The organism is Salipiger sp. H15, assembly GCF_040409955.1.
GTDB lineage: Bacteria > Pseudomonadota > Alphaproteobacteria > Rhodobacterales > Rhodobacteraceae > Salipiger.
The window spans coordinates 1662150-1687614 of record NZ_CP123384.1 but is presented as its reverse complement, the minus strand read 5'-3'; the positions used below and the strand labels follow the sequence as shown (position 1 = coordinate 1687614).

Sequence of the window (25465 nt, the reverse complement as noted above, 5' to 3'; positions counted from 1 at the left end):
GCGCGGGCCTCAGCTGTCCATGCGGACCGACAACGACAGATCGCCCAGCATCGGCTCGGGCCAGATCACGTGGACCTGGTCCTGGCCGCTGCCCTGCCCCGCCGAGGTATAGGGCATGGCGAACTTGCTGACGTTGGCCGCATCGCGCGGGCGCGAGGTCAGCACCAGGCCCTCGACCGCCTTGGCCTGCCCGCCGAAGGGCAGCCGGTTGCCGGTCTCGACCACCCAGGTGCTGGCGTGGCTGTTCTGGTCGTGGCTCACCTGCAGCGGGTTCTCGGTCTGCAGGTCGATGTTGTGGAAGGTGTTCTCGTGCACGAAGACCCGCCGCATCGCACCGAGGTTCAGCCCGGCGAAGGAGGTGTCGACCCGGTCGACCCGGGTGATCGTGCCGCCGACCGAGCGGAAGAGATTGCCCGAGACATTGATCCCGTTGACCATGTGCCCGGTGCCATATGGCTTCACCACGAGGAAGGAGAACCAGTCCGCCACGTTCGAGCAGAGCATCACGTTGTTGGTCACCGACAGGCCGGCAAAGCCGAAGCCGCCGGTGAAATCCGGCTCGGGCTCGCGCTCGTTGGTCCACTCGATGAAGCAGTTGTCGATATAGTTGCTCGAGATGGTCGTACTGCAGGCGCGCAGGCACAGCACGATCCCCGCCGAGCGGATGCCGCTGCCGGTCTCGTCGCCCTGGAAGAAATGGTTGCCCGAGATCACCGCCTGCGCCCCCGAGATCACCGCGAAATGGCGGAACTGCGAGGCGCGGTTGTTGCGGATCTTCACGTCGTTGGCGTTGGTGTTGATCGCCACCGACTGCCGGTTCTGGGTGGCAAGCCCGCCCTCGGCGCTGAGGAACTGGCTACCATCGATCATCATCCCCTGGCAGCCCTCGCCGATCGAGGTGATGCCACGGTTGGCGGGGCGGTTGAACACGCAGCTGCGGATCACGTTGACCGTGCCCGAGGGCGGCAGCATGACCCCGCTCGCCAGCTCCGAGCACTGGAATTCCACGTTCTCGATCTCGAACTTCTCGAGCTTGGTGAAGCCGGAGAAATCGAGCAGGTAGCGGAAGCGGGTGAAGGTGTAGCTCTGCGTGCCCACCGCGTCGGACAGCGGCTGCGACAGGGTGATCTCCTGCGCGCCGACATTCTTCGACTTGACGTAGATCTCGCGCCCCACCCCGGCCCCGGTGACAAGGCTGCCGACCTCGATGTTGGCGACGTTGGCGACCGCCGTCAGCCGCCACTGGTTCGAGGCCGAATAGGTCGCGGTGCTGGTCACGCTGGCCGAGGCCCAGTCGCCGCTCTCCTCGGCCCGCAGCTGGCCGTTGCGCAGCACGCGGCGCTGGGAATAGGTGTCGCGGTTGTCCACCGCCGCGCGCACGTCGAGCGGCCCGGTCAGCGACACCCGCCTGCCGCAGAGGTCGAAGCTCTCGTGGTCGGCATTGTTGAGCAGCGACTGCAGCCCCTTGGCCAGCGCCAGTTCCTCGTCGCCGCCGAAGGCCGCGGCATAGGCCGGCAGGTGGAAATCCTGCGTCAGCGACAGGATCGCCGCGGCGGGCATGGTCACGTGGCCCTCGAAGCGCACCGGGTTCTCGAGCGTGACCGAGGCGGCAAGGTGATAGGTCCCCGCCGGCACGATGATCAGCCGCCCGTCGGCCGCAGCATCGGCGGCCTCGAAGGCGGCGCTGTCATCCGTCGTGCCGTCGCCGAGCGCGCCGTAGTCGCGCACGTCCACGCTTGCCATCATCTTGCGCAGGAAGACCTCGGTCACGTCCTCGATCCGCAGGTCGTCGATGCGCACCACGCCGCCGGTGAGCCCGGTGAGGTCGATGCCGAAATGGCCGTAGGTGGGCTCCATCCCCCAGACGAGATCGACCCCCGGGCGGGATCCCACGCCGACGATGGCCGAGACCTCGACCACCTCGCCGTAGCTTGTCAGCGCCACCGAAGCGCCCTGCATCGGCACCCCGCTCACCGCCACGTCCGAGCCCTTGCCCGCCCAGCCCGCGATGCGCACCGCGGGCAGGTTGCCCGAGATCGCCTTCACCCGCGCGGTGATGCGCAGGTAGACGCCGGGCAGGATCGGGGTCTGGCCCATGTAGCGCAGCGTCTGCGTGGCATCGGTCTTGAGCAGCTCGAGGCAGCCGGCGAAATCCGCGTCGGCCGGGACATAGGCCGCCGTGGCCGAGCCGTCGTAGGTGTCGGAGCCCGGCCGCCCGTCGCTCCGCGACCAGACATCCAGCCCCTCGGAAAATGGCGTGGGGGTCAGCACCACCCCGTCGGTCACCGCAATATTCATGCTTGCACCTCTGCTCTGAAACGCCTCGCGGGTTCGCGCCGGCCCCACGGCTGACAGAGCTAGAGGGAGAAGGTTAACGCGCCCCGGCAGCACCGTCCCGGCGGCGCGCAACGGCAACGGACCGGACAAGCAAAAGGCCTCCCAGATCGCTCGGGAAGGCCCTGTAAAGCTTGTCTTTCCGGAGGGTCAGCCGAGCTCGCCGGCAAGGCCCTTGCGGATCAGCGCGGCGGTTTCGGCCACGCCGTAGAGCGCGATGAAGCCGCCGAAGCGCGGCCCTTGGCTCTGGCCCAGCAGCACCTCGTAGAGCGCCTGGAACCACTCGCGCAGGTTCTCGAACCCGTGCTCCTTGCCGACCGCGAAGACCAGCGTCTGCAGCGCCTCGTCGTCGACCGCGCCGTCGTAGCCCTCGAGCTTGGCCGCCAGATCCTCCATCGCCGCCCGCTCCTGCTCGGTCGGGGCGCGGAACTTCTTGGTCGGCTTCACGAAGTCGTTGTAGTAGCGCACCGCGTAGCCGGCGGCGGCGTCGAGATCCGGGTGGGTCTTCGGCGCAGCCTCGGGCGCGTAGCGACGGATGAAGCCCCACATCGCCTCCTTGTCCTCGGCACCGGCAGCCGAGGCGAGATTGAGCAGCATCGAGAAGGGCACGACCATCTTCGACTCGGGCACGTCGCCGCCGTGGATGTGCCAGACCGGGTTGGCGAGCTGTGCCGCCGCGTCCTGCGCCGGGTAGGCGCGGAGCTGCTGGTGGTACTCGTCCATCGCCTTGGGGATCACGTCCCACCACAGGCGCTTCGCGGTCTTCGGCTTCTGGAACATGAAGTAGGACAGCGACTCGGTCGAGGCGTAGGTCAGCCACTCGTCGATCGACAGGCCGTTGCCCTTGGACTTCGAGATCTTCTCGCCGTTCTCGTCGAGGAAGAGCTCGTAGGTGAAGTGCTCGGGCGCCGGCACGCCGAGCGTGCGGCAGATGCCGTCGTAGATCGGCGTGTTGGTCGAGTGGTCCTTGCCGTACATCTCGAAATCGACGCCGAGCGCGGCCCAGCGGGCGCCGAAGTCGGGCTTCCACTGCAGCTTCACGTTGCCGCCGGTGACCGGCAGGGTCCATTCCTTGCCGTCATCGTCGTCGAAGGTGATCGTGCCCTCGGCGGCGTTCACATGCTTGACCGGCACGTAGAGCACGCGGCCGGTCTCGGGGTGGATCGGCAGGAAGATCGAGTAGGTCGAGGCGCGCTCGTCACGCAGCGACTTCAGCATGATCTTCATCAGATCATCGTAGCGCTCGCAGCAGCGCAGCAGGATCTCGTCGAACTGGCCCGACTTGTAGAAATCGGTGGCCGAGTAGAACTCGTACTCGAAGCCGAAGGTGTCGAGGAACCGGCGCAGCATGGCGTTGTTGTGGTGGCCGAAGCTTTCGAACTCCTCGAACGGGTCCGGCACCGAGGTCAGCGGGCGCTGCAGGTTCTCGTGCAGCAGCTCCTGGTTCGGCACGTTCTCGGGCACCTTGCGCATGCCGTCCATGTCGTCCGAGAAGCAGATGAGCCGGGTCGGGATGTCCGAGATCACCTCGAAGGCGCGGCGGATCATCGTCGTGCGCGCAACTTCGCCGAAGGTGCCGATGTGCGGCAGGCCCGACGGGCCGTAGCCGGTCTCGAACAGCACGTATCCCTTCTCGGGCGGTTTCTTCTCGTAGCGTTTCAGCACCCGGCGAGCCTCTTCAAAGGGCCAGGCCTTCGAGCTCATTGCTGCATCGCGCAGTTCGGACATGAGGAAACACTCCTTAGGGAAGAAACGCCCCTGTTCACGGGGCAGTGCGCCCGCGTCCTATTGCAGGCGGGGCACGGGGTCAATAAATTGCCGGTAGCATGATTTTTCCGGAGTGTTCCAGTGTCCGAAGCCGCCCCGCACCCGCTGACGCCGCAAGATTGCCTCGTCGCGCTGATGATCGCCGTCTCGGCCTCGGACGAGAACATGCGCACCGCCGAGCTGGTGAAGATCGAATCCGCAGTCAACATGCTGCCGATCTTCAGCGACTATGACATCGACCGGATGCGCGTGATCACCGATCTCGTCTTCGACCTCTTCGAACAGGAGGACGGGCTCGACGCGCTCTTCGGCCTGCTGCGCGACAACCTGCCCGAGCGGCTGAACGAGACCGCCTATGCGCTGGCCTGCGACGTGGCCGCCGCCGACGGCACGCTGCGCGACGAGGAGCTGCGCCTGCTCGAGGAAATCCGCTACGAGCTGAACATCGACCGCCTGCACGCCGCCGCAATCGAGCGCGGTGCCCGCGCCCGTCACCTGCGCGCCTGACGCGCCTTTCGGGCGTCAGGGCTCCGCGGTTTCCGTGAAGGCCATGGCGCCCGTCGAGGTCTGCGCGGCGGGCGTCACGCTCGACGCCGCCACCGCCTCGGGGCCGGTGCCATCGGGGAAGAGGTCGCTCCAGCGCCGGATCAGGTCCTGCTGCAGCATCTTGGCGCGGGTGTTCCACTCCATCATCCCCGGCGGGCGCTCGCGCTCCTCGATGGGGATGGCGTCGCGCCGGGGCACGTCGCCACAGAAGATCGCGAAGACCAGCCCCTGCCCGCTCGGCATGTCGACGTAGCCCGCGAGCCCGCTGACGAAGTTGAGCGTGCCGGTCTTGGCATGGACCTCGAGCGGATTGCCCTTCACCGGGCGGCCGCGGTTGTCGAGCACGGTGATCGACTTCATCAGCGGCTTCAGCTGCAGCCGGCGCTCGGCCTGCAGCACCGCCATGGCCACGTCCGCCGCCGCGACGCGGCTGTCACCGCCAAGCCCGGAGTGGTCGACCATCGCGACGTGGGTCAGCCCCATCGTGTCGCGCGCCCAGCGGTTCATCTCCTCGGCCGACTGCCGGATCGACAGGGCATGACCGAGCCGCTTGCGCGTCGCGGTGAGCCCGACCAGCTCGGCGGTGATGTTGGTCGAGTATTTCAGCATCTCCTTGAGCACCGCGTGCAGCGGCTCGCTCTCGACCCGGCCGATGAAGTCCACCGTCTCGACGCCGTGCTCGATCACCGGCTCGGGCAGCTGCAGCCCGCGCGATCCGGCCAGCGCCTGGAACACCTCGCCCACGTAGAGCTCGGGCTTGCGCACCGGCAGCCAGCGCGAGCCGTCCTTGCCGAGCGCGCCCTTGGCCACGCTCCACTCGTCGCGGCTGTTGAGGTCGGCATAGGTGTAGATCGGCCCGGCGCGGTCGGCGATCTCCATGTGCGCCATGCGCACGGCCTGCCGCCCCGCCATCGAGGGCGCGTGCATGCTGACATCGTAACCCTCGCCCTTGCGCTCCCATTCGAAGCTGACGCGGTTGTAGTTCAGGTTGATGCCCGAGACGGCGGGGTTGTAGGCCACGTGCACCGGCTGCTCGGTGTCGATCACCGGCGAGAAGGGGAGCACGCCGCCATCGACGATGAAGCGCCCGGTGATCGACTTGATGCCGACCTCCTCGAGGTTGCGCGCCAGCTTGGCGAGACCGTCGGTGTCCAGCGTCGGATCGCCGCCGCCGACCAGCACAAGGTCGCCGTTGAGCTCGCCGCCGACGATGGCGCCGGTGGTCCAGAGCTCGGTCGAGAAGCGGTAGTCGGGCCCCAGCGTGTCGAGCCCGTAGGCGGCGGTCAGCGACTTGGCGACGCTCGCGGGCGGCAGGCCCAGCGTGCCGCGATGGCTTTCCAGCAGCTTGCCGGTGGCGGCGCTGAGCACCGCGTAGCCGACCACCCCGTCGCCGAGCCGCGCCTTGGCGATCAGGTCCTCGGGCGTGTCCTGCGCGCCGCGCGCCTTGACGGTGGTATCGCCCCGCGCGCGCGGCCTCGGCGAGCTTTGCAGCGCCTCCGCAAAGGCCGGGGCAGCAGCCGAGGCAAGCCCCGATGCAGCAAGGGAGAGCAGGAAGTGACGACGAGACTGACCGCGGTTCATGATGTCGATTTAACCCATGCGGACAAGGGGCAGCAAGCACCCAGAATGATTGGCTACTTCACATTTCCGCCGGTCCGCCGGCCGGCCCGTGCCCGCAGCTCGGTCGAGCTGAGGTCCGACATGGGCAGGTTGACGAAGCACCAGCTTGGCGGCGCGCTCTGCGGCAGCAGCGGCGCGGCGCTGCTCGGCAAGCGCGCGTGGCGGAAGACCGAGGCCGCGACCGACTCGCGCGCCGCGAGGCGGCTGCCGGGCCGGGCCAGCACGCCCACGGGCACGCGGTGCATGATCTCCTGCCAGTCCTCCCAGCGGTGCAGTTGCGCAAGGTTGTCGGCCCCCATCAGCCACACGAAGCGCACGCCGGGGTGACGCTTCTGCAGCAGCGCCAGCGTGCGGGCGGTGTGGCGGGTGCCCGCCAGCGCCTCGAAGCCGCTGACCATCACCCGCGGATGGCGCATCAGCGCGCGCGCGGCGGCGATGCGCTCCTCCAGCGGCGCGGGGCCCTGGACCTTCAGCGGATTGCCGGGACTGACCAGCCAGATGACGCGGTCGAGCCGGAAGCGTTTCAGCGCCTCGAGCGTGATGCGGACATGGCCTTCGTGCGGCGGGTCGAACGATCCGCCGAGCAATCCGATCCTCTGTCCGGGCGCCAGATGAAACCCGGTCTCGTACGCATTCCAGAGCATTGCGCCCCTTCCTTCAGGAATGTCTGCACTAAGGCACAGGATTTCGCGCGGGGTTCAACCGCAATTTTCCCGGCCCCGTCCGCGGCTGTCCGCGGGGCACGCGGGATCCCGGAAAACAAGGCATTTGCTTTCCCCCCTCGCGGTGCCATACACGCCCGCAAAGCTTTTTCACCGGAGGAACCGATGGCCAGCTATCAGTACGTCTACCACATGGACGGCGTCTCCAAGACCTATCCCGGCGGCAAGAAATGCTTCGAGAACATCCGTCTCAGCTTTCTGCCCGGGGTGAAAATCGGTGTCGTCGGCGTCAACGGCGCCGGCAAATCGACCCTGCTCCGCATCATGGCGGGCATCGACAAGGACTTCACCGGCGAGGCCTGGGCGGCCGAGGGTGCCCGCGTGGGCTACCTGCCGCAGGAGCCCGAGCTCGACGCCTCGCTCGACGTGCGCGGCAACGTCATGCTCGGCGTCGCGGGCAAGAAGGCCAAGCTCGACCGGTTCAACGAACTGGCGATGAACTACAGCGACGAGACCGCCGACGAGATGGCGCAGCTGCAGGACGAGATCGATTCGCAGAACCTGTGGGATCTCGACAGCCAGATCGACATCGCCCTGGAAGCCCTGCGCTGCCCGCCGGACGACGCGGACGTGACCAAGCTCTCGGGCGGCGAGAAGCGCCGCGTGGCGCTCTGCAAGCTGCTGCTCGAAGCGCCGGAGATGCTGCTGCTCGACGAACCGACCAACCACCTCGACGCCGAGACCATCGCCTGGCTGCAGAACCACCTCATCGACTACAAGGGCACGATCCTCTGCGTCACGCACGACCGCTACTTCCTCGATGACATCACCGGCTGGATCCTCGAGCTCGACCGCGGCCGCGGCATCCCCTACGAGGGCAACTACTCGAGCTGGCTGGAACAGAAGGCCAAGCGTCTCGAGCACGAGGCCCGCGAGGACAAGGCCAAGCAGAAGACCCTCGAGCGCGAACTCGAGTGGATGCGCCAGGGCGCCAAGGCCCGCCAGGCCAAGTCCAAGGCCCGTATCGCGGCCTACGAGGAACTGGCAGGCCAGTCCGAGCGCGAGAAGGTCGGCAAGGCCCAGATCATCATCCCGAACGGCCCGCGCCTTGGCAGCAAGGTGATCGAGGTCGAGGGGCTGAAGAAGGCCATGGGCGACAAGCTCCTGATCGAGGATCTCGACTTCTCGCTGCCGCCGGGCGGCATCGTCGGCGTGATCGGCCCGAACGGCGCCGGCAAGTCGACCCTGTTCAAGATGCTCACCGGCCAAGAACAGCCCGACGCCGGCACGGTCACCTACGGCGACACGGTGAAGCTGTCCTACGTCGACCAGTCGCGCGACGACCTCGACGCAGGGGCCACCGTCTGGGAAGCGATCTCCGGCGGTGCCGAGATCATCCAGCTCGGCGACGCGCAGATCAACTCCCGCGCCTATTGCGGCGCGTTCAACTTCAAGGGCGGCGACCAGCAGAAGAAGGTCGGCCTGCTCTCGGGTGGTGAGCGCAACCGCGTGCACATGGCGCGCCTGCTGAAGGAGGGCGGCAACGTCCTGCTTCTCGACGAACCGACCAACGACCTCGACGTGGAAACGCTCCGCGCCCTCGAGGACGCGCTGGTCGATTTCGCCGGCTGCGCCGTGGTCATCTCGCACGACCGCTTCTTCCTCGACCGTATCTGCACCCACATCCTCGCCTTCGAGGGCGAGGCGCACGTGGAGTGGTTCGAAGGCAACTTCGAGGATTACGAGGAAGACAAGAAGCGCCGCCTCGGCGCCGCGGCGCTCGAGCCGACCCGCGTGAAGTTCAAGAAATTCACGCGCTGAGCCGGTTTCCGCCGCTCTTCGTTCACGAAGCGATCAGCCCCACGCACTTGACCGTGCGTGGGGTCTTTCGTTTCCGGCGCGGCGGGATTACCTGCCCCGCCGCGGGGGCACGTCATGTCGCGCCGCCCGCGTGAACAGCAAATTCTGAAGAGTTCGAAATGAGCATGCAGTCCGCACAGAAATCCCGCCAGACGGCCGGCAAGCAGCCGGAGCCCGAGCAGAAGCCCGACTTCCGCTTCACCGACTGGGCGATGATCTGACGCTCAGGTGGCGAGCATCGCCACCGCCCACATGCCGAGACCGAAGACGGTGTGGGCAATCAGACCCAGCGCCCGCCCCTTCCAGGGGGTGGGCGTTTTCGACAGGGCCCGGCCCAGCCCCATGCCCGGCTGCATCAGGAACCATCCCGCCGCGATGGTGACCAGCGCGAAGGCCCAGAGCGGGGCGAAGCGCGGCTCCGCCAGCCAGCCCGGCCCGGCCAGCAGCATGAAGATCACCCCGTAGGCGATGCCCACCGCGTAGTGGAAGCTCCAGCCTATGGCGCTCTCGTTCGGGATCGGCGGGGTCGCGGTGATGTCGTCGTGAAAGACCTTGCCCCCCAGCGCCCGCACCACCCAGCGTCCCTGGTTGCGCCAGGCGGGTTTCGGATAGCCCAGCACGAGGTGCAGCAAGAGCTGCCACAGGTCCATGGCGATGGTTCCCCCGAGCCCCATGGCGATCCCGACAAGTACCTGCTGCATCACGTTTCTCCCTGTTCCCGCGACAGGGTTGCCGAAAGGTCGGGCGGTTCGCAAGAGCGCAGCGCGTTGGGCCAAGCCGGGCCTGCCGGGTGCCCCGTCTCGCGCGGGCCTCCTGCCCTGCAGTTCATGAGGCTGCTGGCACACCGCACCGGCCCCGGGATGCCGCCGAACGCGCCGATCCGGGCCCGCCGCCCCCGCGAGTCGCCCGCGATTCTCGGCCAAGCCCTTGACGCCAATAGCGACTATTTTGTGTGGGTGGTGAGGGCGCCCCACCGCCCTTTCCGCGAATCGCCTTGAATTTCGGGGCAATTCGTGCCATTTTACCTTCCGCCTAGGCTTCTATTCGACGACCCAGTTCCTTCCCGGCACGCAGTCTATCGATACAGACGTTTCTACGCCGGGCTGCCACAGTTCCGTGGGCAGCGCACAGACAGGAAGGGGTTTATCCCATGGCAACTGGCACCGTGAAGTGGTTCAACACCACCAAGGGTTATGGCTTCATCGCTCCCGATGGCGGCTCCAAGGACGTTTTCGTCCACATCTCTGCAGTCGAGCGTTCGGGCCTCACCGGCCTCGCCGACAACCAGAAGGTGACCTACGAGCTGCAGGCTGGCCGTGACGGCCGCGAAAGCGCCGTGAACATCCAGCTCGCCTGAGCACCGGAATTCGCGGGGGACACCCCCCGCAACGCGAAGGGGCGGCCCGAACGGGACCGCCCCTTTTGCTTGGCCGGAGGCAGGGCCGCGCCGGTCAGCGGAACAGCCGCCAGCCCGCCATCAGGCGCGTCGCCGTGGTCAGCGCGCAGGCCCCGGCAAAGAGCCACGCGAGCGGCGCGAAGGCCCCGGGGAAGAGGCAGAAGGCCGCGAAGAGCGCGATGGTCTCCGCCCCTTCGGTCAGCCCGCCAAGGTAGTAGATGCCCTTGCTCGGGTAGTCCGCCGCCGTCATGCCGCGCCGCTCGGCGATCAGCGAGAAGGCAAGGAAGGACGAGCCCGTGCCGATGAAGCTGGCGATCAGCGCCGCCGCCGGCAGCGCATTCGCTCCCGGGTCGGCCAGTGCGAAGCCGAGCGGGAAGAGCGCGTAGAAGAGGAAGTCGAGCGCGATGTCGAGGAAGGCGCCGCGGTCCGTCGGCCCCGCCCGCCGCGCGATCTCGCCGTCGAGCCCGTCGGCCAGCCGGTTCGCGGCCAACCCCGCCAGCGCCAGCCCGTAAGCCCCGCAGGCCGCGGCGGCCGCCGCCGCCAGCCCGCAGGCGAAGCCCGCCAGCGTCACGTGGTCGGCCCGGACCCCGGCGCGGTGCAGCGCGGCGGCGGCGGGGTGCAGAAGGCGGCGCTGCAGCGGCAGAAGATATGCGTCGATCATGGCGGCAAGTCTTGGACCGGCGCCGCGCGGCGATCAAGCCGCGCGGGTCAGGAAACCCGCCGCGCGCGCAGGGTCAGCACCTGCCGGAGCGTCTCGGCCGGCGGCACGGTGCGGAAGATGTCGCCCATCATCGCAAGGTCGGCGCGCAGCCCGGCGATCCGGCCGCCGCGCTTGTCGTGCTTCCACGGGCTTTCGACCTCGGGCCAGCGCACCACGGCGACGCGCAGCCCGGCCTCGATCCAGAGCCGGTTCATGAAGACCTCGAGCCCGAAGCGCGGCAGCGCCTCCAGCGCCTCCATCTGCGCGGCGAGCACCGCGCGCGGCATCACCCGCTCGCCCGAAATGTAGTCGATCCCGATCAGCCGCCAGAGCAGCGGCGCATTGCGGCGCAGGCTCATCGCGGCATCGGCGCGCCCCTCGAGCACCGGCGCCGCCAGCGCCGAGAGGTGCCCGGCGTCCAGCCCGATGAGATCGCTGTCGAGCAGCAGCACATGCGCCCCGCGCGCCTCGGCGATGCCGCGGGCAACGGCGCGGGTCTTGCCGCCGTTCACCGGCTGGCGCAGCACGCGCAGCTTCGGGTGGCCCTGCCCCGCGGCCTCGGCCACGCCGGCGGTGCCGTCGGACGACCCGTCGTCCACCACCACCACCTCGGCGATCAGCGGATGATCGAGCACTGCCGCCAGCACCGCGGCGATGCGCGGCGCCTCGTTGTAGGCGGGTATGATGCAGCTGAGCGTGCTCGGGCTCACGGCTTGCCTCCCAGCTTCAGGCCCGTCTTCAGCCCGCCCTTCATCCCCCGGCGCAGCACCCAGGCCGCGCCGAAAAGCACCAGCCCGCCCAGCAGAACCAGCGAGGCGCGGGCGATCCAGTTGTCGATCTGGCTGTAGGCCGAGCCAAGCGTGTAGCCGAGCGCGACGAAGAACAGGCTCTTGGGGATGGTGGCCAGCGTGTTGACCCAGAAGAAGCGCCAGATCGGCATCTTTGCCAGCCCGGCCGCCACGAGGATCGGCGCCCCGGCGCTGTGGGTGATCTTGCCGATCACCAGCGTGCGCCCGCCCTTGTGGTGGAAATGCCCCGCCAGCGCCGCGAGCCGCGCCCGGTTCAGCCCCATCTTCATCAGCCAGGGCTGCGGCAGCCGGTTCAGCCCCCAGCGGCCGATGGCGTAGTAGAGCATGTCCCCCACCACGTCGGCGGCGATCACCACGATCGTCACGCTGAGGATGTCGAGCAGGCCACGGCTCGCCAGCCAGGCGGCGATCACCGTGACGATCGGCCCCTCGAGCATGGCGATGGGGGCGAGGATCGCCAGGCCTTCCTTGGCGATGAGGGCGGTTACCGTTTCCAGTCCGATCAAGGTCCTACTCCGCGGGCCCCGCAGCCGCCTTCGATGTGCTGCCCGGAGCCATGTCCGTTCCGCGCCAGGAGATGCCGCGCCCTGCCCATGTGGCCACCCAGATCGCCGGGAGCAAGAGGTCGCGCACCAGCATGGCGCCAATATCCCGCGGCCCGGCGGGCCAGCCCGCGACGCGGCAGAGCGCCCATTCCGCGCCGTACCATGCGAGCGGCAGCAACGGCAGCAGCCAGCCGCCGAGCACGCCTGCCGACACCAGCCCCGCCAGCCCGATCATCGGCAGCAGCGGGCCCTGCGCGATCTCGCCGACGAAGAGCGCCGGGAACCCATCGCGCCGCACCCGCGACCAGCGCAGCTGCCGGTCCCAGACCGCCCGCGCCCCGCGGCGGCCGATCGGCTGCGCGAAGAGCCGCCGCGCCAGCCGCACCTTCAGCCCCTGCTCGCGCACCAACTTGGTCGAGGCCACGTCCTCGGCAAGGTTGCGCCCGAGCGCCTCGAGCCCGCCTCCGGCCTCGAGCACCGCGCGTTTCCAGAACAGCGTCTTGCCCTGCGCGAAGCCGAGCCCGACGCTGTCCGCCGCCAGCTGCCAGCGCCCCTGCGAGCCGTTGAGGAAGGCGCATTCCACCGCCCCCCAGAAGTTCCCCGGACGGCTGCCCACGGGCGGCGCCGAGACAAGCCCGGTGTCGTCGCGCCAGGTCTGCACCAGCCGGCCCAGGTAGTCGCGGTCGAGCAGCAGGTTGCTGTCGGTCATCACCAGCCCGTCGCTCTGCGCCGCCTCGACGCCCTTCAGCAGGTTGTTGAGCTTCGGGTTGCCGGTCAGCCGCGTCTCGCCGATCAGCAGCCGCGCCGGAACGTGCGGGTGCTCGGCGATGAGCCGGCGCACCAGCGGCACGGCGGCATCCTCCTCGCGCGCGGCGCAGAAGATCACCTCGTAGGCGGGATAGGCCTGCCGGAAGGACGAGCGCAGCGTCTCCTCGTCGAAGGCGTCGAGCCCGCAGACCGGCCGGATCAGCGACAGGAAGGGCCTCGGCCCCGCCGCGCCGCGCGGTTCCGGCACGACGTAGCGCCAGCCGGCAAGCGCCGCGCTGGCAAGGTGGAGCGCCAGCGGCACGAGGATGAGCAGCGCAAGGACCAGGATCATCACATCACCCCTTCCGCCAGCGCGCCGTCGGTCTTGCCCTCTGCCGGGCGTGCCGGGGCCGCCGGACGCGGCAGCGCCGCGGGCAGCGGCGCGCGCTCGTAGCTCAGCAGGCGCATGCGCCCGTCGAAATCCTCGGCCAGAGCGGTCAGGCTGTCGACCCAGTCGCCGCAGTTGGCATAGACGAGCCCGCCGTGGCTGCGCACGCCGGGCTTGTGGGAATGGCCGCAGATCACCCCCATGGCGCCCGCCGCCCCCGCCAGCCGGGTCAGCTTGCGCTCGAAGCCGTCGCCCATGGCCAGCACGCTGTTCGCCGCCGAGAGCACCCGGTCGACGAAGCTCTGCTCCCACTCGGTCAGCCCGGCGCGGCGGCGCAGGTAGGCGTCGAGCTGCCGCAGAAGTGCATCCGCGCGGCTGCCGAGCCGGGTCATGAAGTGCCAGCGCAGGATGCGCGGGTCGCACTGGTCGCCGTGCAGCACGAGGTAGCGCCGCCCGTCCGCCGCCCGGTGGATCACCGCCTCGCGCAGCTCCCAGCCCTCGATCGCGGCGCCCGGCGCGCGCATCCGGGCATCGTGGTTGCCGGGCAGGTAGACGACCCGCGTGCCCGTCTTCGCCCGCGCCCTCAGCTCGGCCATGATCGCGTCATGCGCCGCCGCCCAGTGCAGCCGCCCGCCGTGCCAGAGGTCGAAGATGTCGCCGACGAGGTAGATGGTCTCGGCCTCCACCCCGCGCAGGAAGTCGAGGATCGGACCGGCGCGGCAGGCACGCGCCCCGAGGTGCAGGTCGGAGATGAACAGGCTGCGGTAAGGGGTGCGGGCGTTCCGGTTCTCGGAAGATCTCGGCATCCGGGCTTGTTCCTTCACTGTTCGCCCGCCTTATGGCGAATCGATGTATCGTCAGTGTGACGCTGCAGGTGCAGAAACGCGCCTGAGCGCAACGGGTTCCCTCCCCCAGTACCTCCTTCCCCGCCCGTCCGGGAGCGCTGCGGCCGGGCTGTCAGGCCCGGTCGCGAGCCGCTCGGCCCGGGCCCCGACTCACTTCGGGAAGAGCAGCGTCACGCCGAAGCGCGCGCCCCAGCCCTCGGGCCCGTTCGGCGCGGAATCGGCGTAGTAGCGCACCCCGCCCATCCAGCTGACCGGCGTGCCGCCGATATTGCCCAGTTTCGAGGCGATGAGACCGATCGGCGCGGAATCGGTGTCGTTCGCCCAGTCATGCGTCCATTCCGCCTGCAGCGTCGCGGTCCAGCCGTTGTCGTAGGCATAGGCGAGGAAGGGCTGGGTGAAGGTCGCGTCGATCTCGGCGGGACCGTCCCAGTCCCAGAGGTGGTTGGCCAGCACGCCCAGCGTCCACGGCCCGCTCTGCTTCAGCACCACGCCGGTCACGCCCGCCGCGAAGGTGTCGAGCCCGAGGTCATCGTCGGTCGCCGTGGGGAAGAGGAAGGCCGGGCCGACCCCCCAGATCAGCCCGCCCGCGGTCGGCGCCGGCGAGAAGAAGAAGCTCTGCGTGGTGTCGCCGAGGCCCCAGCTGTCCTCGCCGCGCGCGGGCAGGTTGTATTGCGACACCACCGGCACGATCGTGCGCGAGATGAGGTTCCAGCCACCGCCGAGGTCGATGGGGATCACCGGCTGGATGTTCATCGTCCAGCGCTCGCCCTTGCCCTTCGGGCCGATGTTGTCGTCGAAGTTGAACTGGAACGGCACGCTGATCAGCGAGGCCACCGGGTTCGAAAGCTGCTTCTGCAACTCCGCGCTGGAACTGTCCTGCGCCAGCACCGGACTCGCGAGAAGCGCCGCTGCGGCGCCGGCCGCAACGGTTCTGGAAAGGTATGTCATGGGAGCGCTCCGAAATGCATCGTGTGGGAAAAATCTTCGGGAACATGTCTCTGCAAAGACTAGGCTAATTTACCCTAGGGAAGAAACAACTTTTCCGCGTATATGTTTGCCCCGGCGGAAACATGACCACGCGAGAGGCGGACCGGAGATGGCAGGCGCCGTCTGGCCGAACGCAACCAGACGCGGATGGCGCGTGAGGCGATCTGGAGATGTGCGGGAGAGGGTGCACCGCCTTGCGGTGCGTGGCAGGGGCAGCAGGGTTCGAACCCGCGACCTACGGTTTTGGAGACCGTCGCTCTACCAGCTGAGCTATACCCCTGTATACGGCGGTCTCTAGAAGGTTCTGCAGGCGTGGTCAACAGGGTATCGGCGCGAAAATCGGCTTCCGTTGCGAAGAGCGCCTATCCCTCCCGCGGCGCAGCACCCTTGCCTCACTCGCCGCCCGCCGGGGGCTCGTAGGCCAGCAGCAGCTTGTAGCCGCAGATCGCCCCCAGCCCGAGGAAGATCACCGCCCAGCCGGGCGAGCCGGTGCGCGTCTCGACCACGCCCCAGCCAAGGCAGACCAGCGTGATCACCACGCGCCGCCAGAGCGGGCGAAAGAACGGATGGGAAAAGTCGAACACGCGGATCTCCTGCCTCGGCCTGTGCCGTTCCTAGCAGCAAGCCGCGCGCCGGGGCACCCCCGAAGTCGGCCCCGCCGGGCTATGCGCCCGCGAACGTCCCCCGCCCCGGAGCCCGGGGCCGCGCGCCTTGCGCATCACCTGCAGCGCGCCGCCCCGCCCGACGGCACCGCGCTCCTGCTGCTGCACGGCACCGGCGACAACCGGGCCGACCTCAACCTTGCCCCGGCAAGATTGAAGCGCCACGCAGCCTGACGCCGAAGCACGACCGGCGCCGCGAAGGGCTTAGGGAATCCGCCCGAGCTGTGGCATTCTTGGACTATGAGCGCCGATCTCAAATCCACCTGGCCCGGGGCCGCAACGCGGCTTCTCGCCCTGCGCCTTCTGCCGGGGGACGACCTGCGCGCCGCGCTCGATGCCGCCTTCGTCGCCGAGCGCGAACACGCGGGCTTTGTCGTCGCCTGCGTCGGCAGCCTCTCGACCGTCTGCCTGCGCCCGGCCGGGCTCGACAGCGCGCTGTCGCTGCAGGTGACGCTGGAGATCGTCTCGCTCTCGGGCACCTTCTCGGAACAGGGCCCGCACCTTCACATCGCGGTCTCGGATTCGAAGGGCGCGATGCTCGGCGGACACCTGCTCGAGGGCTCGATCGTCCGCACCACGGCCGAGGTCATCCTCGGCCTCGCGCCGGTGCATTTCCGCCGCGCGCTCGATCCGCGTACCGGCTACCCGGAACTGCTCTTCGAGTGAGGGGGCTTCAGCCGAAGAAGGCCCGCCGCAGCAGGTTCAGCGCCGCCACCGTCAGCACGATCAGTGTCAGCCTGCGGAACATCGCCTGGTCGATGCGGTCGTGGATGCGCCGCCCGAGCCACATGCCGACCATCGCCGGCACCAGCAGCGCCGCCGAGAAGGGCGCGCTCTGGGCATTGAACACGCCCGAGACGCTGTGCGCCGCGGTCAGCGAGATCGCCCCCAGCCCGTAGGCCACGCCCTGCACCCGGACCTGGTCGCGCTTTTCCGTGCCGATGGCCGTGAGATAGGCCACGAAGGGCGGGCCCCAGACCCCGGACATGCCGCCGATGAACCCGGCCACGCCGCCCACGGTCGCCTCGATCCGCAGGGTCGATCCGTTCGGCAGGTTCGGCTTCCAGCCGGCGAGCTGCAGCAGGCAGAAGACGAGGACCGGCCCGCCGATCATCGCCAGCAGCACCTGCACCGGCAGCACGCGCACCAACTGCGCCGAGAGCACCAGCATCACGAAGGCCACGATCAGCAGCACGCGGAAGCGCTTCACCGTCTCCCAGGCCGCGCGCGGCCCCTCGCCGAAGGCCTGGAAGGCGTTGGTCGCCAGCGTCGGCAGGATCAACCCGGCCAGCGCCAGCTCGGGCGAGACCACCGATCCCAGCCCCGAGATCATGATCATCGGCATGGCAAAGCCGACCATGCCCTTGACCAGCCCCGCCAGTGCTGCAACGGCGAAGGCGAGCGCCAGCATCGGCGGCGATACGAGGGTGAAGAGCGCGTCCATAAGCTGCTCATATCACGGGCGGAACCGCCCGGCAGCCCCTATTGGTCAAGCAATAATCGCAACATTATATGTCATCATTGGGTATTTTTGTTGCGCTGCGACTGCAAAATCGCTATCTGCATCCGTGGCACGAGAGGAGATGATTCATGGCTCATGACGGACAGGGTGGCATGCTGGAAGAGGGAACGGTGCTGGACGATCTTCTGGAACTGACCGGCGCGGCGCTGGCTCCGGTCGCGCAGGTCTTCGAACAGGCCCGCGCCTCGGTCCGCGCGCTGATCGAGGAGGAGGGCCGCGTCTCGGGCCGCCTGATCGAAGAGCACCAGTTCGCCGCCCATGGCCTTGCCTGGCTCGCCACCTACGCCGAGTCGCTGCGCCAGATGCACGGCTGGGCCGAGCGGCTTGTGGCCGAGGGCACGTTCTCCGAGGTCGAGCAACTGCTCCTGCAGATCGCCTTCGGCGAGTACCTCAGCCAGATCGCCGGCGGCATCCAGATGAACCAGGGCGAGATGGTGCGCCTCACCGATCTCGGCCTGCCCGCCACCGCCGCCACGCCGCTGCGCGAGGGGGCCGCCGGGGCGCTGGCCGCCAAAGGCAACAGCCAGGCCGCCCGCACCCGCCTCGTGCAGCTGATGGAGGAGCGCGCCGCCGAGATCACCGTCGGCCGCACCGGGCTCGACGACGAGCTCGAGATGATCCGCGAGCAGTTCCGCCGCTACGCCGTCGAGAAGGTCGAGCCCTTCGCCCACGAGTGGCACCTCAAGGACGATTACATCCCGATGGAGGTGATCGAGGAGCTCGCCGAGATGGGTGTCTTCGGCCTGACCATCCCCGAGGAATACGGCGGCTTCGGCCTGTCGAAAGCGTCCATGTGCGTCGTCTCCGAGGAACTGTCGCGCGGATACATCGGCGTGGGCAGCCTCGGCACCCGCTCCGAGATCGCCGCCGAGCTGATCCTCGCGGGCGGCACCGAAGAGCAGAAGGAAACGTGGCTGCCGCAGATCGCCAGCGGCGAGAAGCTCCCGACGGCGGTCTTCACCGAGCCCAACACCGGCTCCGACCTCGGCTCGCTGCGCACCCGCGCGGTGAAGGACGAGAGCGGCGACTACATCATCACCGGCAACAAGACCTGGATCACCCACGCCGCCCGCGCCCACGTGATGACCCTGCTCGCCCGCACCGATCCCGGCAGCTCCGACTACAAGGGCCTGTCGATGTTCCTCGCCGAGAAGACCCCCGGCGACGACGAGACCCCCTTCCCCACCCCCGGCATGACCGGCGGCGAGATCGAGGTGCTGGGCTATCGCGGCATGAAGGAGTTCGAACTCGGCTTCGACGGCTTCAGGGTGAAGGGCGGGAACCTGCTGGGCGGCGAGGAGGGCAAGGGCTTCAAGCAACTGATGGAGACCTTCGAGAGCGCCCGCATCCAGACCGCCGCCCGCGCCATCGGCGTGGCGCAATCGGCGCTCGACGTCGGCATGCGCTACGCGCAGGAGCGCAAGCAGTTCGGCAAGTCGCTGATCGCTTTCCCGCGTGTCTCGGGCAAGCTGGCGATGATGGCGGTCGAGATCATGATCGCCCGCCAGCTCACCTATTTCTCGGCGCGCGAGAAGGACGAGGGCATCCGCTGCGATCTCGAGGCCGGGATGGCCAAGCTGCTCGGCGCCCGCGTCGCCTGGGCCAATGCCGACAACGCGCTGCAGATCCACGGCGGCAACGGGTTTGCGCTGGAATACACGATCAGCCGCATCCTTTGCGACGCGCGCATCCTCAACATCTTCGAGGGTGCCGCCGAGATCCAGGCGCAGGTGATCGCGCGGCGGTTGCTGGGCTGATTGCCTCCGCGCACAGGTCCGACCGATGCAGAGGCCCCCAGCGGGGCCTTTCGCATTCTGCGGGACACGCAAACCCGCTACCCTCCCCTTGTCTGATCTGGATCAAGGCCGCCGCCCGGCGCGCATGGTCATCAGGACGCAGTCACATGCAGGGAGAGCGATATGTCGTTCAAGGAACAACTCGCCGGCAAACGCAGCGAACTGCGCGAGCTGCGCAAGGCCATCCCCGAGACCTTCGCCGGCTTCGTCGAGATGGAAAAGGCCGCCTCGGCCGAGGGCGCGCTGAACCACAAGGAAAAGGAATTCGTGGCGCTCGGGATCGGCATCGCGATCCGCTGCGATGCCTGCATCCTGAGCCACGTGAACGCGCTGGTCCGCCTTGGCGTCACCCGCGAGGAGATCGCCGAGGTCTGCGGCGTGGCGGTGCAGATGGGCGGCGGGCCGGGCCTGATGTACGCGGCCAAGGCGCTGGCCGCCTATGACGAATTCGTGTCCGAGGGCTGATCCCGCGACGGAGGCGCGCGCGGGCTGCGTATCAGGGCGACACAGGCAAGAAAGGACGCCCCATGAAGCCCCTCATCGCAGCAGCAACCGCCCTCCTCCTCTCGGCCACTGCCCTCGCGGCGCAGCCGCAGGGTAACCCCGGCGACATGCTCAAGCAGATGGACCGGAACGGCGACGGCAAGGTCACGCTGGCCGAGGCCGAGGCGCAGAACGCCGAGATGTTCACCCGGCTCGACAGCAACCGCGACGGCGTGCTCTCGGAGGCCGAGGCGCGCCCGCAGGGTGGCCCGGGTGCCGCGGCCGGCAAGGATGCGCGGGGGCAAGCCCCGGCAAAGGGCGGACAGCCCGGCGGGCCGAAGCTCGATAGCAACGGCGATGGCAAGATCACCAAGGCCGAGTTCAAGGCCGGCGCGCACGAGATGTTCACCCGCATGGACCGCAACGGCGACGGCGTGCTGAGCGGCGCCGAGCTGACCCCGCCGAAGCGGCCGGGGAACTGACCCTGCCCCGCGTCATCACCCCCTCGGCGCCCGGCCCGCGCACGGACACGCGCCCGACCCTCGCCTCGGTCTGGCGCCTCGTGCTGCGGGTGGCGCGGATCGAGGTGCTGAGGTTCTGGCGGGGGTGACTCCCCGCCACGGCCCCACCGCGGGACCCGACAATGAAAAAGGCCCCGGCAGAGCGATCTGCCGGGGCCTTTCCTGTCATTGGAAGCGGATCAGCCGCGCAGCGTGCCGCCGGTGGCCTTCTCGACCTTGGCGACGATCTTGGCCGCCACGTCCTCGATGTCCTTCTCCTTCAGCGTCGCCTCGCTCGGCTGCAGGCGCACGGTGATGGCGACCGACTTCTTGCCGGCCCCGAGGCTGCCGCCGATGAACTCGTCGAACACCCGCACGTCCTCGATCAGCGCCTTGTCGGCACCGGCCGCGGCGTTCACGAGGTCCAGCGCGGCGACATTCGAGTCGACCACGAAGGCGAAGTCACGCTCGACGGCCTGCAGGTCGTTCAGCTTGAGCGCGGGGCGCGCCGAGCCGGTGCTGCGCGGCAGCGGGATTTCCTGCGGATAGAGGGTGAAGGCCACGACCGGCCCCTTCACGTCCATCGCCTGCAGCACCTTGGGGTGCAGCTCGCCGAAGACGCCCAGCACCTTCTTCGGGCCGAGGCAGAGCTTGCCGTGACGGCCCGGGTGCCACCATTCCTCGGCGCCGCGCAGGATCTGCATCTTGGCGGGCGCGCCAATGGCCGCGAGGATCGCCTCGGCATCGGCCTTGGCGTCGAAGATGTCGACGGCGCGCGCCGCGCCGTGCACGTCCTTGGGACCGGTGCGGCCGACGAGGATGCCGGTGACCTGCGTCGCCTGCTCGCCCGGCTCACCGCCAGCGAAGGCGGGACCGCATTCGAAGAGCGCCATGTCGGCAAAGCCGCGCGCCTGGTTGCGGGCTGCCGCCTGCAGCAGGCCCGGCAGCAGCGACGGGCGCATGTGGCTCATCTCCGAGCTGATCGGGTTGGCCAGCATGGTCGCATCGGTGCCGCCGCCGAAGAGCTCGGCCGCCGCCTTGTCGATGAAGCTGTAGGTCACGCACTCGTTGTAGCCGAGTTCCGCCGTGGTGCGGCGGGCCACCTGCTCGCGCTTCTGCATCGGCGACAGGATCGGCTTCGGCACGCCCGGCTGGGCGCGGCGCATCGGCTGGCCCTGCAGCTTGGTGAGCGAGGCGATGCGTGCGACCTCTTCCACCAGATCCGCCTCGCCCATCACGTCCGGGCGCCAGCTCGGCACGTTGGCCATGTCGCCGTCGAAGGTGAAGCCGAGCGCGGTCAGGGTGGCGCGCTGCGTGTCCGCGGGGATCTCCATGCCGACGAGGCTGATCACCCGGTCGGTGTCGAGCTTGTAGGCGCGGCTCACGTCGGGGATGGCGCCTGCGACGATCACCTCCGAGGACTCGCCGCCGGCGATGTCGAGGATCATCGCGGTCGCCGCCTCGATGCCCGGGGCCACCGACGCGGGGTCGATGCCGCGCTCGAACCGGTAGCGGGCGTCGGAATTGATCTTCAGCGCGCGGCCCGTGTAGGCGGTGCGGACGGTCTGGAAATAGGCGGCCTCGAGGAAGACATCCACGGTCTCGTCCGACACGCCGGTGGGCTCGCCGCCCATCACGCCGCCGAGGCTTTCCACCGTGTCACCGGCCGAGATCACCACCATGCCGGGCTCGAGCGTGTAGGTGCGCTCGTCGAGCGCCTCCAGCGTCTCGCCCCCCTTGGCACGGTGCACGCGCAGGTCGCCGGTGACCTTGGCCGCGTCGAAGACGTGCAGCGGGCGGTTGCGGTCGAAGGTGAAGTAGTTGGTCACGTCGACGAGGAAGCTGATCGGGCGCAGGCCGATGGCCTTCAGCCGCTCCTGCAGCCATTTCGGCGAGGGGCCGTTCTTCACGCCGCGGATGACGCGGCCGTAGAACACCGGGCAGTCGTCGAGCGTATCTTCGTCGATGGTGACGTTGATCGGCGAGGCGAAGGTGCCGGGTACGGTGACCTCGGGCAGCGGCTTCAGCGTGCCGAGACCGCGCGCCGCGAGGTCGCGGGCGATGCCGTGCACGCCGAGCGCGTCGGGGCGGTTCGGGGTGATGGCGATCTCGATCACCGGATCGACCTTGGCGGGATCATGCGCCGCCAGCCAGTCGATGAAGCGCTCGCCGACCTCGCCCGAGGGCAGCTCGATGATGCCGTCGTGCTCTTCCGACAGCTCCATCTCGCGCTCGGAGCACATCATGCCGAAGCTCTCGATGCCGCGGATCTTGCCGACCTGGATGGTGGTATCGATGCCGGGCACGTAGGTGCCGGGCTTGGCCACGACGACGGTGATCCCCTCGCGCGCGTTGGGCGCGCCGCAGATGATCTGGCTCTCGCCCTCGTCCGTCATCACCGTGCAGACGCGCAGCTTGTCGGCGTCCGGGTGCTTCTCTGCCTTGAGGACCTTGCCGATGGTAAAGGCCGACAGGCGGTCGCCGGGGTTCTCGACCCCTTCGACTTCCAGCCCCAGATCGGTGAGCGCCTCGGTGATCTCGTCCACCGTGGCGGAGGTGTCGAGGTGGTCTTTCAACCAGGAAAGCGTGAATTTCATCTCTCGGCCCGGCTTGGTTTCGCTTGGGTCCGGTCCTTAGCGGAATGAAGCGGGAGGGGAAAGGGGGTTGGCCGGGGTGGCGGTGGTCCCGGCGGGGAAGCAAGGCAGGGGCGCTGCCCCTCTTGGCCTGCGGCCAATTCACCCCGGGATATTTGGACCATGTGGAAGCCCGCGGGCCGGGAGGTGGCGCGCCGCCGCGCGGGGGACGGCGGCGGCGGCGCGGGTCTTGGCATGGGGACGGCTCAGAGCACCTTGCAGGCGTCTTCCATCGCGAGGCGCGGCAGGCGGCCGAAGACCTTGGAGGGCTCGCCGTAGCCGAGGTTGACCATGAAGTTCACCTTCCAGCTGGTGCCGGCGAGGAAGGTCTCCTCGACGAGTTTCGCGTCGAAGCCCGACATCGGGCCGCAGTCGAGGCCGAGGGCGCGCGCCGCCATGATCAGGTAGCCGCCCTGCAGCGAGGAATTGCGGAAGGCGGTCTCGGTGATCATCGTCTCGGAGCCGGTGAACCAGGGCTTGGCGTCGACATGCGGGAAGAGCTCGCCGAGCTTGTCGTAGAACTCCATGTCCTGGCAGACGATGACGGTGACCGGCGCGGCCATGGTCTTGTCGCGGTTGCCGCTCGACATGGCGGGGGAGAGCTTTTCCTTGGCGTCCTTGCTGCGGATGAAGACGAAGCGCGCGGGCGAGCAGTTGGCCGAGGTCGGGCCCATCTTCACCAGGTCGTAGAGCTGCTCGAGCACCTCTTCGGGGATGTCCTTGTCCTGCCAGCCGTTCTGGCTGCGCGCCTCGAGGAAGAGCGTGTCGAGCGCGTCCTGGTCCAGCGCTCCGGTGGGGAGGAGGTCTTTCATCTGTCGTGCCTTTCGGTCGTCATGCAAGTTCCGCCAGTACGGCATCCACCGGCTGGCGCGTGGTTTCAAGGGTCTGCGCGAGATCGGCGATGAGATCCTCCGATCCGCGCGGCCCCATGATCTGGAGGCTGAGCGGGCCGTCCGATGTCCAGGCCACGGGCAGCGAGAGCACCGGCAGGCCGAGGATCGAGCCGGGGCGGGTGAAGCCGGTCATGCCCGAGATCATCCGGGCGATCTCGGCGCCCTCGGCATGGACGAGTGCCTCGGCCTGGGGCGCCACGTCGGCGAGGCCGGGCAGGATCACCAGGTCGGCGGCGGCGAAGATCTCGGCTTCGGTGCGGGCAAGGGCGATCTCGCGGATCTGCCGGGCGCGCAGGTAGGCCTGGGCGGAGATGCCGGCGGCCTGCGCGAGGCGCGCGCGCACCTGGGTGCCGTAGGTCTCGGGGCAGTCGCGCAGCCGGTCGGCGTGGACCGTCGCGGCCTCGGCGATGGCGATGACGTTGGCGGGCTCGGTGAGATCGGCGAAGAAGCCCATGTCGAGCGAGACGAGGTCATGCCCCTGCCCCGCCAGCGCGCCGCGGGTCTCGGCCAGCGCGGCGCGCATCCGGTCCGAGATGCCCTCGACGAAACCGCCGCGGTCGAAGGCGAGGCGCAGCTTGCGCGGGGTCTCGGCATGGGCGCGGACCTTGCCGCCCGAGATCACCGAGAGCACCCGCCGCGCGCAGTCCACCGAGGCGGCAAGCGGGCCGATCGTGTCCTGCGTCCAGCTGAGCGGCATGGCGCCCTCGAGCGGCACCACGCCGAGCCCGGGCTTGAAGCCGACGACGCCGTTGCAGGCGGCGGGCACGCGGATCGAGCCGCCGGTGTCCGAGCCGAGCGCCGCGGGCACCAGCCCCATGCCGACGGCGACGCCCGAGCCGCTCGACGAGCCGCCGGGCACGCCGCCCGCGACCGCCGGGTTCTCGGGCATGCCGTGGTGGTGGTTCTGCCCGGTGGGGCCCATGGCGAACTCGGACATCTGCAGCCGGCCGAAGTCCACCGCCCCGGCGCGGTCGAGGCGATCGAGCACCGGCGCGGTGGCGGTCGCGGTCTTGCGCGCGGAGGGGTGCGCGCCGAAGCCGACGGTCGAGCCTCTGCGGTCGAACATGTCCTTGTGCGCCATCGGCACCCCGGCGAGCGGTCCCTGCGGCTTGCCCTCGCGGCGGGCGCGGTCGGACAGGTCGGCCTGCTCGTATGCGCGTTCCCATTCGAGCCGCTGGAAGGGCGAGAGCGTGCCGCGGGCGGCGATGCGGGACTGCAGCTCGGCAAGCAGCGCGGTCGCGGTGGTCTCGCCCGTGGCGAGCCGGCCCAGGATGCCGGAGATGGTCACGAGGCTCATGCGCCGCCCTCCGCGAAGGGATCGGTCGCCGCGAGCGCGCCGCAGCGGCCCGAGGGGCGCAGCGGGCCGTCACCCGGCAGCGCCAGCAGCGGGCTCGCGAAGATGCCCGCCTCGACGCGCTTCCGCTGGTCCCGCGCGATGGCAAGCTCGCCCTCCGACGGGGCGCGGCCCAGCAGGGCGGTCAGCTCCTGTTCCATGTGAGAGGTCCTTTCCCAGCCGCTCCGATGCGGCTGTCTCGGCTAACTGCTGATCCGGCAGGGCGGCGAGCGCCAGACGGCCGGGGGAGAAATGCGGCGCGGCGGCGGGAACTGCCCGCGAGGTGATCTCCGGCGCGGGGGTCGTGCCGCGAAATCAGGCGCCGCCCGGAGCGGAGGGGGATACGCGTCCGGCTCGTCGGCCCGGTCTCGAGGAGGGTCAGCATCTGCAGCGTTCCGGTGGCCATGCCCTGTTCACTGCCCCCGGGGAGGTCGGGA

At 69.2% G+C, this 25465-nt stretch carries 25 protein-coding genes and 1 tRNA gene; 8 read left to right on the top strand and 18 right to left on the bottom strand.

Features of this window, described 5'->3' with window-relative positions:
- Positions 1 to 9: 9 nt before the first annotated feature.
- Positions 10 to 2298, bottom strand: a complete 2289-nt coding sequence (locus tag PVT71_RS08260; protein WP_353471319.1) for a glycosyl hydrolase family 28-related protein — start codon at positions 2296 to 2298, stop codon at positions 10 to 12.
- A 186-nt stretch (positions 2299 to 2484) separates the two neighbouring features.
- On the bottom strand, positions 2485 to 4062 hold the full coding sequence (locus PVT71_RS08255) for a lysine--tRNA ligase (RefSeq protein WP_353471318.1): 1578 nt from the start codon (positions 4060 to 4062) through the stop codon (positions 2485 to 2487).
- 120 nt (positions 4063 to 4182) lie between these two features.
- Here PVT71_RS08255 and PVT71_RS08250 point away from each other — a divergent pair, with 120 nt between their 5' ends.
- Positions 4183 to 4608: a tellurite resistance TerB family protein gene (locus PVT71_RS08250; protein ID WP_353471317.1), complete on the top strand. Its 426-nt coding sequence runs from the start codon at positions 4183 to 4185 to the stop codon at positions 4606 to 4608.
- A gap of 15 nt (positions 4609 to 4623) precedes the next feature.
- Here PVT71_RS08250 and dacB read toward each other — a convergent pair whose 3' ends face one another.
- Together dacB and PVT71_RS08240 are read right to left on the bottom strand one after the other, a co-directional pair.
- On the bottom strand, positions 4624 to 6228 hold the full coding sequence (dacB, locus tag PVT71_RS08245; protein WP_353471316.1) for a D-alanyl-D-alanine carboxypeptidase/D-alanyl-D-alanine-endopeptidase: 1605 nt from the start codon (positions 6226 to 6228) through the stop codon (positions 4624 to 4626).
- A gap of 53 nt (positions 6229 to 6281) precedes the next feature.
- Positions 6282 to 6911: a nicotinate-nucleotide adenylyltransferase gene (locus tag PVT71_RS08240; protein ID WP_353471315.1), complete on the bottom strand. Its 630-nt coding sequence runs from the start codon at positions 6909 to 6911 to the stop codon at positions 6282 to 6284.
- Between the two features lie 183 nt (positions 6912 to 7094).
- Here PVT71_RS08240 and ettA point away from each other — a divergent pair, with 183 nt between their 5' ends.
- On the top strand, positions 7095 to 8750 hold the full coding sequence (gene ettA, locus PVT71_RS08235) for an energy-dependent translational throttle protein EttA (RefSeq protein WP_353471314.1): 1656 nt from the start codon (positions 7095 to 7097) through the stop codon (positions 8748 to 8750).
- A 263-nt stretch (positions 8751 to 9013) separates the two neighbouring features.
- Here ettA and PVT71_RS08230 read toward each other — a convergent pair whose 3' ends face one another.
- Positions 9014 to 9490 carry a DUF2938 domain-containing protein gene (locus PVT71_RS08230; RefSeq protein ID WP_353471313.1) on the bottom strand — a complete coding sequence of 159 codons (477 nt, stop codon included), beginning with the start codon at positions 9488 to 9490 and terminating at the stop codon, positions 9014 to 9016.
- A 449-nt stretch (positions 9491 to 9939) separates the two neighbouring features.
- Between PVT71_RS08230 and PVT71_RS08225 the strand changes: the two genes are divergently transcribed.
- A complete protein-coding gene (locus PVT71_RS08225) occupies positions 9940 to 10146 on the top strand; it encodes a cold-shock protein (protein ID WP_066104551.1) in 207 nt (68 codons plus the stop codon).
- A 94-nt stretch (positions 10147 to 10240) separates the two neighbouring features.
- Here the strand turns inward: PVT71_RS08225 and PVT71_RS08220 are convergent, their stop codons facing one another.
- The 8 genes from PVT71_RS08220 to PVT71_RS08185 form a co-directional block, all read right to left on the bottom strand.
- On the bottom strand, positions 10241 to 10846 hold the full coding sequence (locus tag PVT71_RS08220; RefSeq protein WP_353471312.1) for a CDP-alcohol phosphatidyltransferase family protein: 606 nt from the start codon (positions 10844 to 10846) through the stop codon (positions 10241 to 10243).
- 47 nt (positions 10847 to 10893) lie between these two features.
- Positions 10894 to 11595: a glycosyltransferase family 2 protein gene (locus tag PVT71_RS08215; protein WP_353471311.1), complete on the bottom strand. Its 702-nt coding sequence runs from the start codon at positions 11593 to 11595 to the stop codon at positions 10894 to 10896.
- Complete coding sequence (locus PVT71_RS08210; protein ID WP_353471310.1) at positions 11592 to 12200, bottom strand: VTT domain-containing protein; 609 nt, start codon at positions 12198 to 12200, stop codon at positions 11592 to 11594. Before PVT71_RS08210 ends, PVT71_RS08215 begins: the two co-directional genes overlap by 4 nt.
- Before the next feature lie 4 nt (positions 12201 to 12204).
- The gene (locus PVT71_RS08205) at positions 12205 to 13338 is read right to left on the bottom strand and encodes a ceramide glucosyltransferase (RefSeq protein WP_353471309.1); all 1134 of its coding nucleotides are present in this window, start codon (positions 13336 to 13338) and stop codon (positions 12205 to 12207) included.
- Positions 13338 to 14180: a UDP-2,3-diacylglucosamine diphosphatase gene (locus PVT71_RS08200; protein ID WP_353471308.1), complete on the bottom strand. Its 843-nt coding sequence runs from the start codon at positions 14178 to 14180 to the stop codon at positions 13338 to 13340. The genes PVT71_RS08205 and PVT71_RS08200 overlap by 1 nt, the downstream gene beginning before the upstream one ends.
- Positions 14181 to 14369: 189 nt before the next feature.
- Entirely contained in the window at positions 14370 to 15167 is a 798-nt protein-coding gene (locus tag PVT71_RS08195) for a transporter (RefSeq protein ID WP_353471307.1), read from the bottom strand.
- 243 nt (positions 15168 to 15410) lie between these two features.
- Positions 15411 to 15486: transfer RNA gene (locus PVT71_RS08190), tRNA-Trp, on the bottom strand.
- Between the two features lie 112 nt (positions 15487 to 15598).
- Positions 15599 to 15790 (bottom strand): hypothetical protein, encoded by a 192-nt coding sequence (locus tag PVT71_RS08185; RefSeq protein ID WP_353471306.1) that lies wholly within the window; start codon positions 15788 to 15790, stop codon positions 15599 to 15601.
- Positions 15791 to 15871: 81 nt separating this feature from the next.
- Here PVT71_RS08185 and PVT71_RS08180 point away from each other — a divergent pair, with 81 nt between their 5' ends.
- Positions 15872 to 16042 carry a hypothetical protein gene (locus PVT71_RS08180; RefSeq protein WP_353471305.1) on the top strand — a complete coding sequence of 57 codons (171 nt, stop codon included), beginning with the start codon at positions 15872 to 15874 and terminating at the stop codon, positions 16040 to 16042.
- Between the two features lie 66 nt (positions 16043 to 16108).
- On the top strand, positions 16109 to 16534 hold the full coding sequence (locus PVT71_RS08175) for a PPC domain-containing DNA-binding protein (protein ID WP_353471304.1): 426 nt from the start codon (positions 16109 to 16111) through the stop codon (positions 16532 to 16534).
- A 7-nt stretch (positions 16535 to 16541) separates the two neighbouring features.
- Here PVT71_RS08175 and PVT71_RS08170 read toward each other — a convergent pair whose 3' ends face one another.
- The gene (locus PVT71_RS08170; RefSeq protein WP_353471303.1) at positions 16542 to 17312 is read right to left on the bottom strand and encodes a sulfite exporter TauE/SafE family protein; all 771 of its coding nucleotides are present in this window, start codon (positions 17310 to 17312) and stop codon (positions 16542 to 16544) included.
- A 146-nt stretch (positions 17313 to 17458) separates the two neighbouring features.
- Here PVT71_RS08170 and PVT71_RS08165 point away from each other — a divergent pair, with 146 nt between their 5' ends.
- From PVT71_RS08165 to PVT71_RS08155, 3 genes are all read left to right on the top strand, one after another.
- Positions 17459 to 19147: an acyl-CoA dehydrogenase family protein gene (locus tag PVT71_RS08165; RefSeq protein ID WP_353471302.1), complete on the top strand. Its 1689-nt coding sequence runs from the start codon at positions 17459 to 17461 to the stop codon at positions 19145 to 19147.
- A 162-nt stretch (positions 19148 to 19309) separates the two neighbouring features.
- Positions 19310 to 19651: a carboxymuconolactone decarboxylase family protein gene (locus PVT71_RS08160; RefSeq protein ID WP_353471301.1), complete on the top strand. Its 342-nt coding sequence runs from the start codon at positions 19310 to 19312 to the stop codon at positions 19649 to 19651.
- 62 nt (positions 19652 to 19713) lie between these two features.
- A complete protein-coding gene (locus PVT71_RS08155) occupies positions 19714 to 20151 on the top strand; it encodes a hypothetical protein (RefSeq protein ID WP_353471300.1) in 438 nt (145 codons plus the stop codon).
- A gap of 218 nt (positions 20152 to 20369) precedes the next feature.
- On the opposite strand, the gene pheT is transcribed toward PVT71_RS08155, so the two are convergent.
- The 4 genes from pheT to PVT71_RS08135 form a co-directional block, all read right to left on the bottom strand.
- Entirely contained in the window at positions 20370 to 22766 is a 2397-nt protein-coding gene (gene pheT / locus PVT71_RS08150) for a phenylalanine--tRNA ligase subunit beta (protein WP_353471299.1), read from the bottom strand.
- 242 nt (positions 22767 to 23008) lie between these two features.
- Positions 23009 to 23614 (bottom strand): malonic semialdehyde reductase, encoded by a 606-nt coding sequence (locus PVT71_RS08145; protein WP_353471298.1) that lies wholly within the window; start codon positions 23612 to 23614, stop codon positions 23009 to 23011.
- A gap of 19 nt (positions 23615 to 23633) precedes the next feature.
- Entirely contained in the window at positions 23634 to 24992 is a 1359-nt protein-coding gene (locus PVT71_RS08140; RefSeq protein WP_353471297.1) for an amidase, read from the bottom strand.
- Positions 24989 to 25189: a hypothetical protein gene (locus PVT71_RS08135; protein ID WP_353471296.1), complete on the bottom strand. Its 201-nt coding sequence runs from the start codon at positions 25187 to 25189 to the stop codon at positions 24989 to 24991. Before PVT71_RS08135 ends, PVT71_RS08140 begins: the two co-directional genes overlap by 4 nt.
- Positions 25190 to 25465 lie beyond the last annotated feature (276 nt).

Bases quoted from the DNA above. Each gene is read 5' to 3' on its own strand.
- PVT71_RS08260 (WP_353471319.1), bottom strand. From the start codon at position 2,298: ATGAATATTGCGGTGACCGACGGGGTGGTGCTGACCCCCACGCCATTT.
- PVT71_RS08255 (WP_353471318.1), bottom strand. From the start codon at position 4,062: ATGTCCGAACTGCGCGATGCAGCAATGAGCTCGAAGGCCTGGCCCTTT.
- dacB (WP_353471316.1), bottom strand. From the start codon at position 6,228: ATGAACCGCGGTCAGTCTCGTCGTCACTTCCTGCTCTCCCTTGCTGCA.
- PVT71_RS08240 (WP_353471315.1), bottom strand. From the start codon at position 6,911: ATGCTCTGGAATGCGTACGAGACCGGGTTTCATCTGGCGCCCGGACAG.
- ettA (WP_353471314.1), top strand. From the start codon at position 7,095: ATGGCCAGCTATCAGTACGTCTACCACATGGACGGCGTCTCCAAGACC.
- PVT71_RS08230 (WP_353471313.1), bottom strand. From the start codon at position 9,490: ATGCAGCAGGTACTTGTCGGGATCGCCATGGGGCTCGGGGGAACCATC.
- PVT71_RS08225 (WP_066104551.1), top strand. From the start codon at position 9,940: ATGGCAACTGGCACCGTGAAGTGGTTCAACACCACCAAGGGTTATGGC.
- PVT71_RS08220 (WP_353471312.1), bottom strand. From the start codon at position 10,846: ATGATCGACGCATATCTTCTGCCGCTGCAGCGCCGCCTTCTGCACCCC.
- PVT71_RS08205 (WP_353471309.1), bottom strand. From the start codon at position 13,338: ATGATCCTGGTCCTTGCGCTGCTCATCCTCGTGCCGCTGGCGCTCCAC.
- PVT71_RS08200 (WP_353471308.1), bottom strand. From the start codon at position 14,180: ATGCCGAGATCTTCCGAGAACCGGAACGCCCGCACCCCTTACCGCAGC.
- PVT71_RS08195 (WP_353471307.1), bottom strand. From the start codon at position 15,167: ATGACATACCTTTCCAGAACCGTTGCGGCCGGCGCCGCAGCGGCGCTT.
- PVT71_RS08180 (WP_353471305.1), top strand. From the start codon at position 15,872: ATGCGCCCGCGAACGTCCCCCGCCCCGGAGCCCGGGGCCGCGCGCCTT.
- PVT71_RS08175 (WP_353471304.1), top strand. From the start codon at position 16,109: ATGAGCGCCGATCTCAAATCCACCTGGCCCGGGGCCGCAACGCGGCTT.
- PVT71_RS08170 (WP_353471303.1), bottom strand. From the start codon at position 17,312: ATGGACGCGCTCTTCACCCTCGTATCGCCGCCGATGCTGGCGCTCGCC.
- PVT71_RS08165 (WP_353471302.1), top strand. From the start codon at position 17,459: ATGGCTCATGACGGACAGGGTGGCATGCTGGAAGAGGGAACGGTGCTG.
- PVT71_RS08160 (WP_353471301.1), top strand. From the start codon at position 19,310: ATGTCGTTCAAGGAACAACTCGCCGGCAAACGCAGCGAACTGCGCGAG.
- PVT71_RS08155 (WP_353471300.1), top strand. From the start codon at position 19,714: ATGAAGCCCCTCATCGCAGCAGCAACCGCCCTCCTCCTCTCGGCCACT.
- pheT (WP_353471299.1), bottom strand. From the start codon at position 22,766: ATGAAATTCACGCTTTCCTGGTTGAAAGACCACCTCGACACCTCCGCC.
- PVT71_RS08145 (WP_353471298.1), bottom strand. From the start codon at position 23,614: ATGAAAGACCTCCTCCCCACCGGAGCGCTGGACCAGGACGCGCTCGAC.
- PVT71_RS08140 (WP_353471297.1), bottom strand. From the start codon at position 24,992: ATGAGCCTCGTGACCATCTCCGGCATCCTGGGCCGGCTCGCCACGGGC.
- PVT71_RS08135 (WP_353471296.1), bottom strand. From the start codon at position 25,189: ATGGAACAGGAGCTGACCGCCCTGCTGGGCCGCGCCCCGTCGGAGGGC.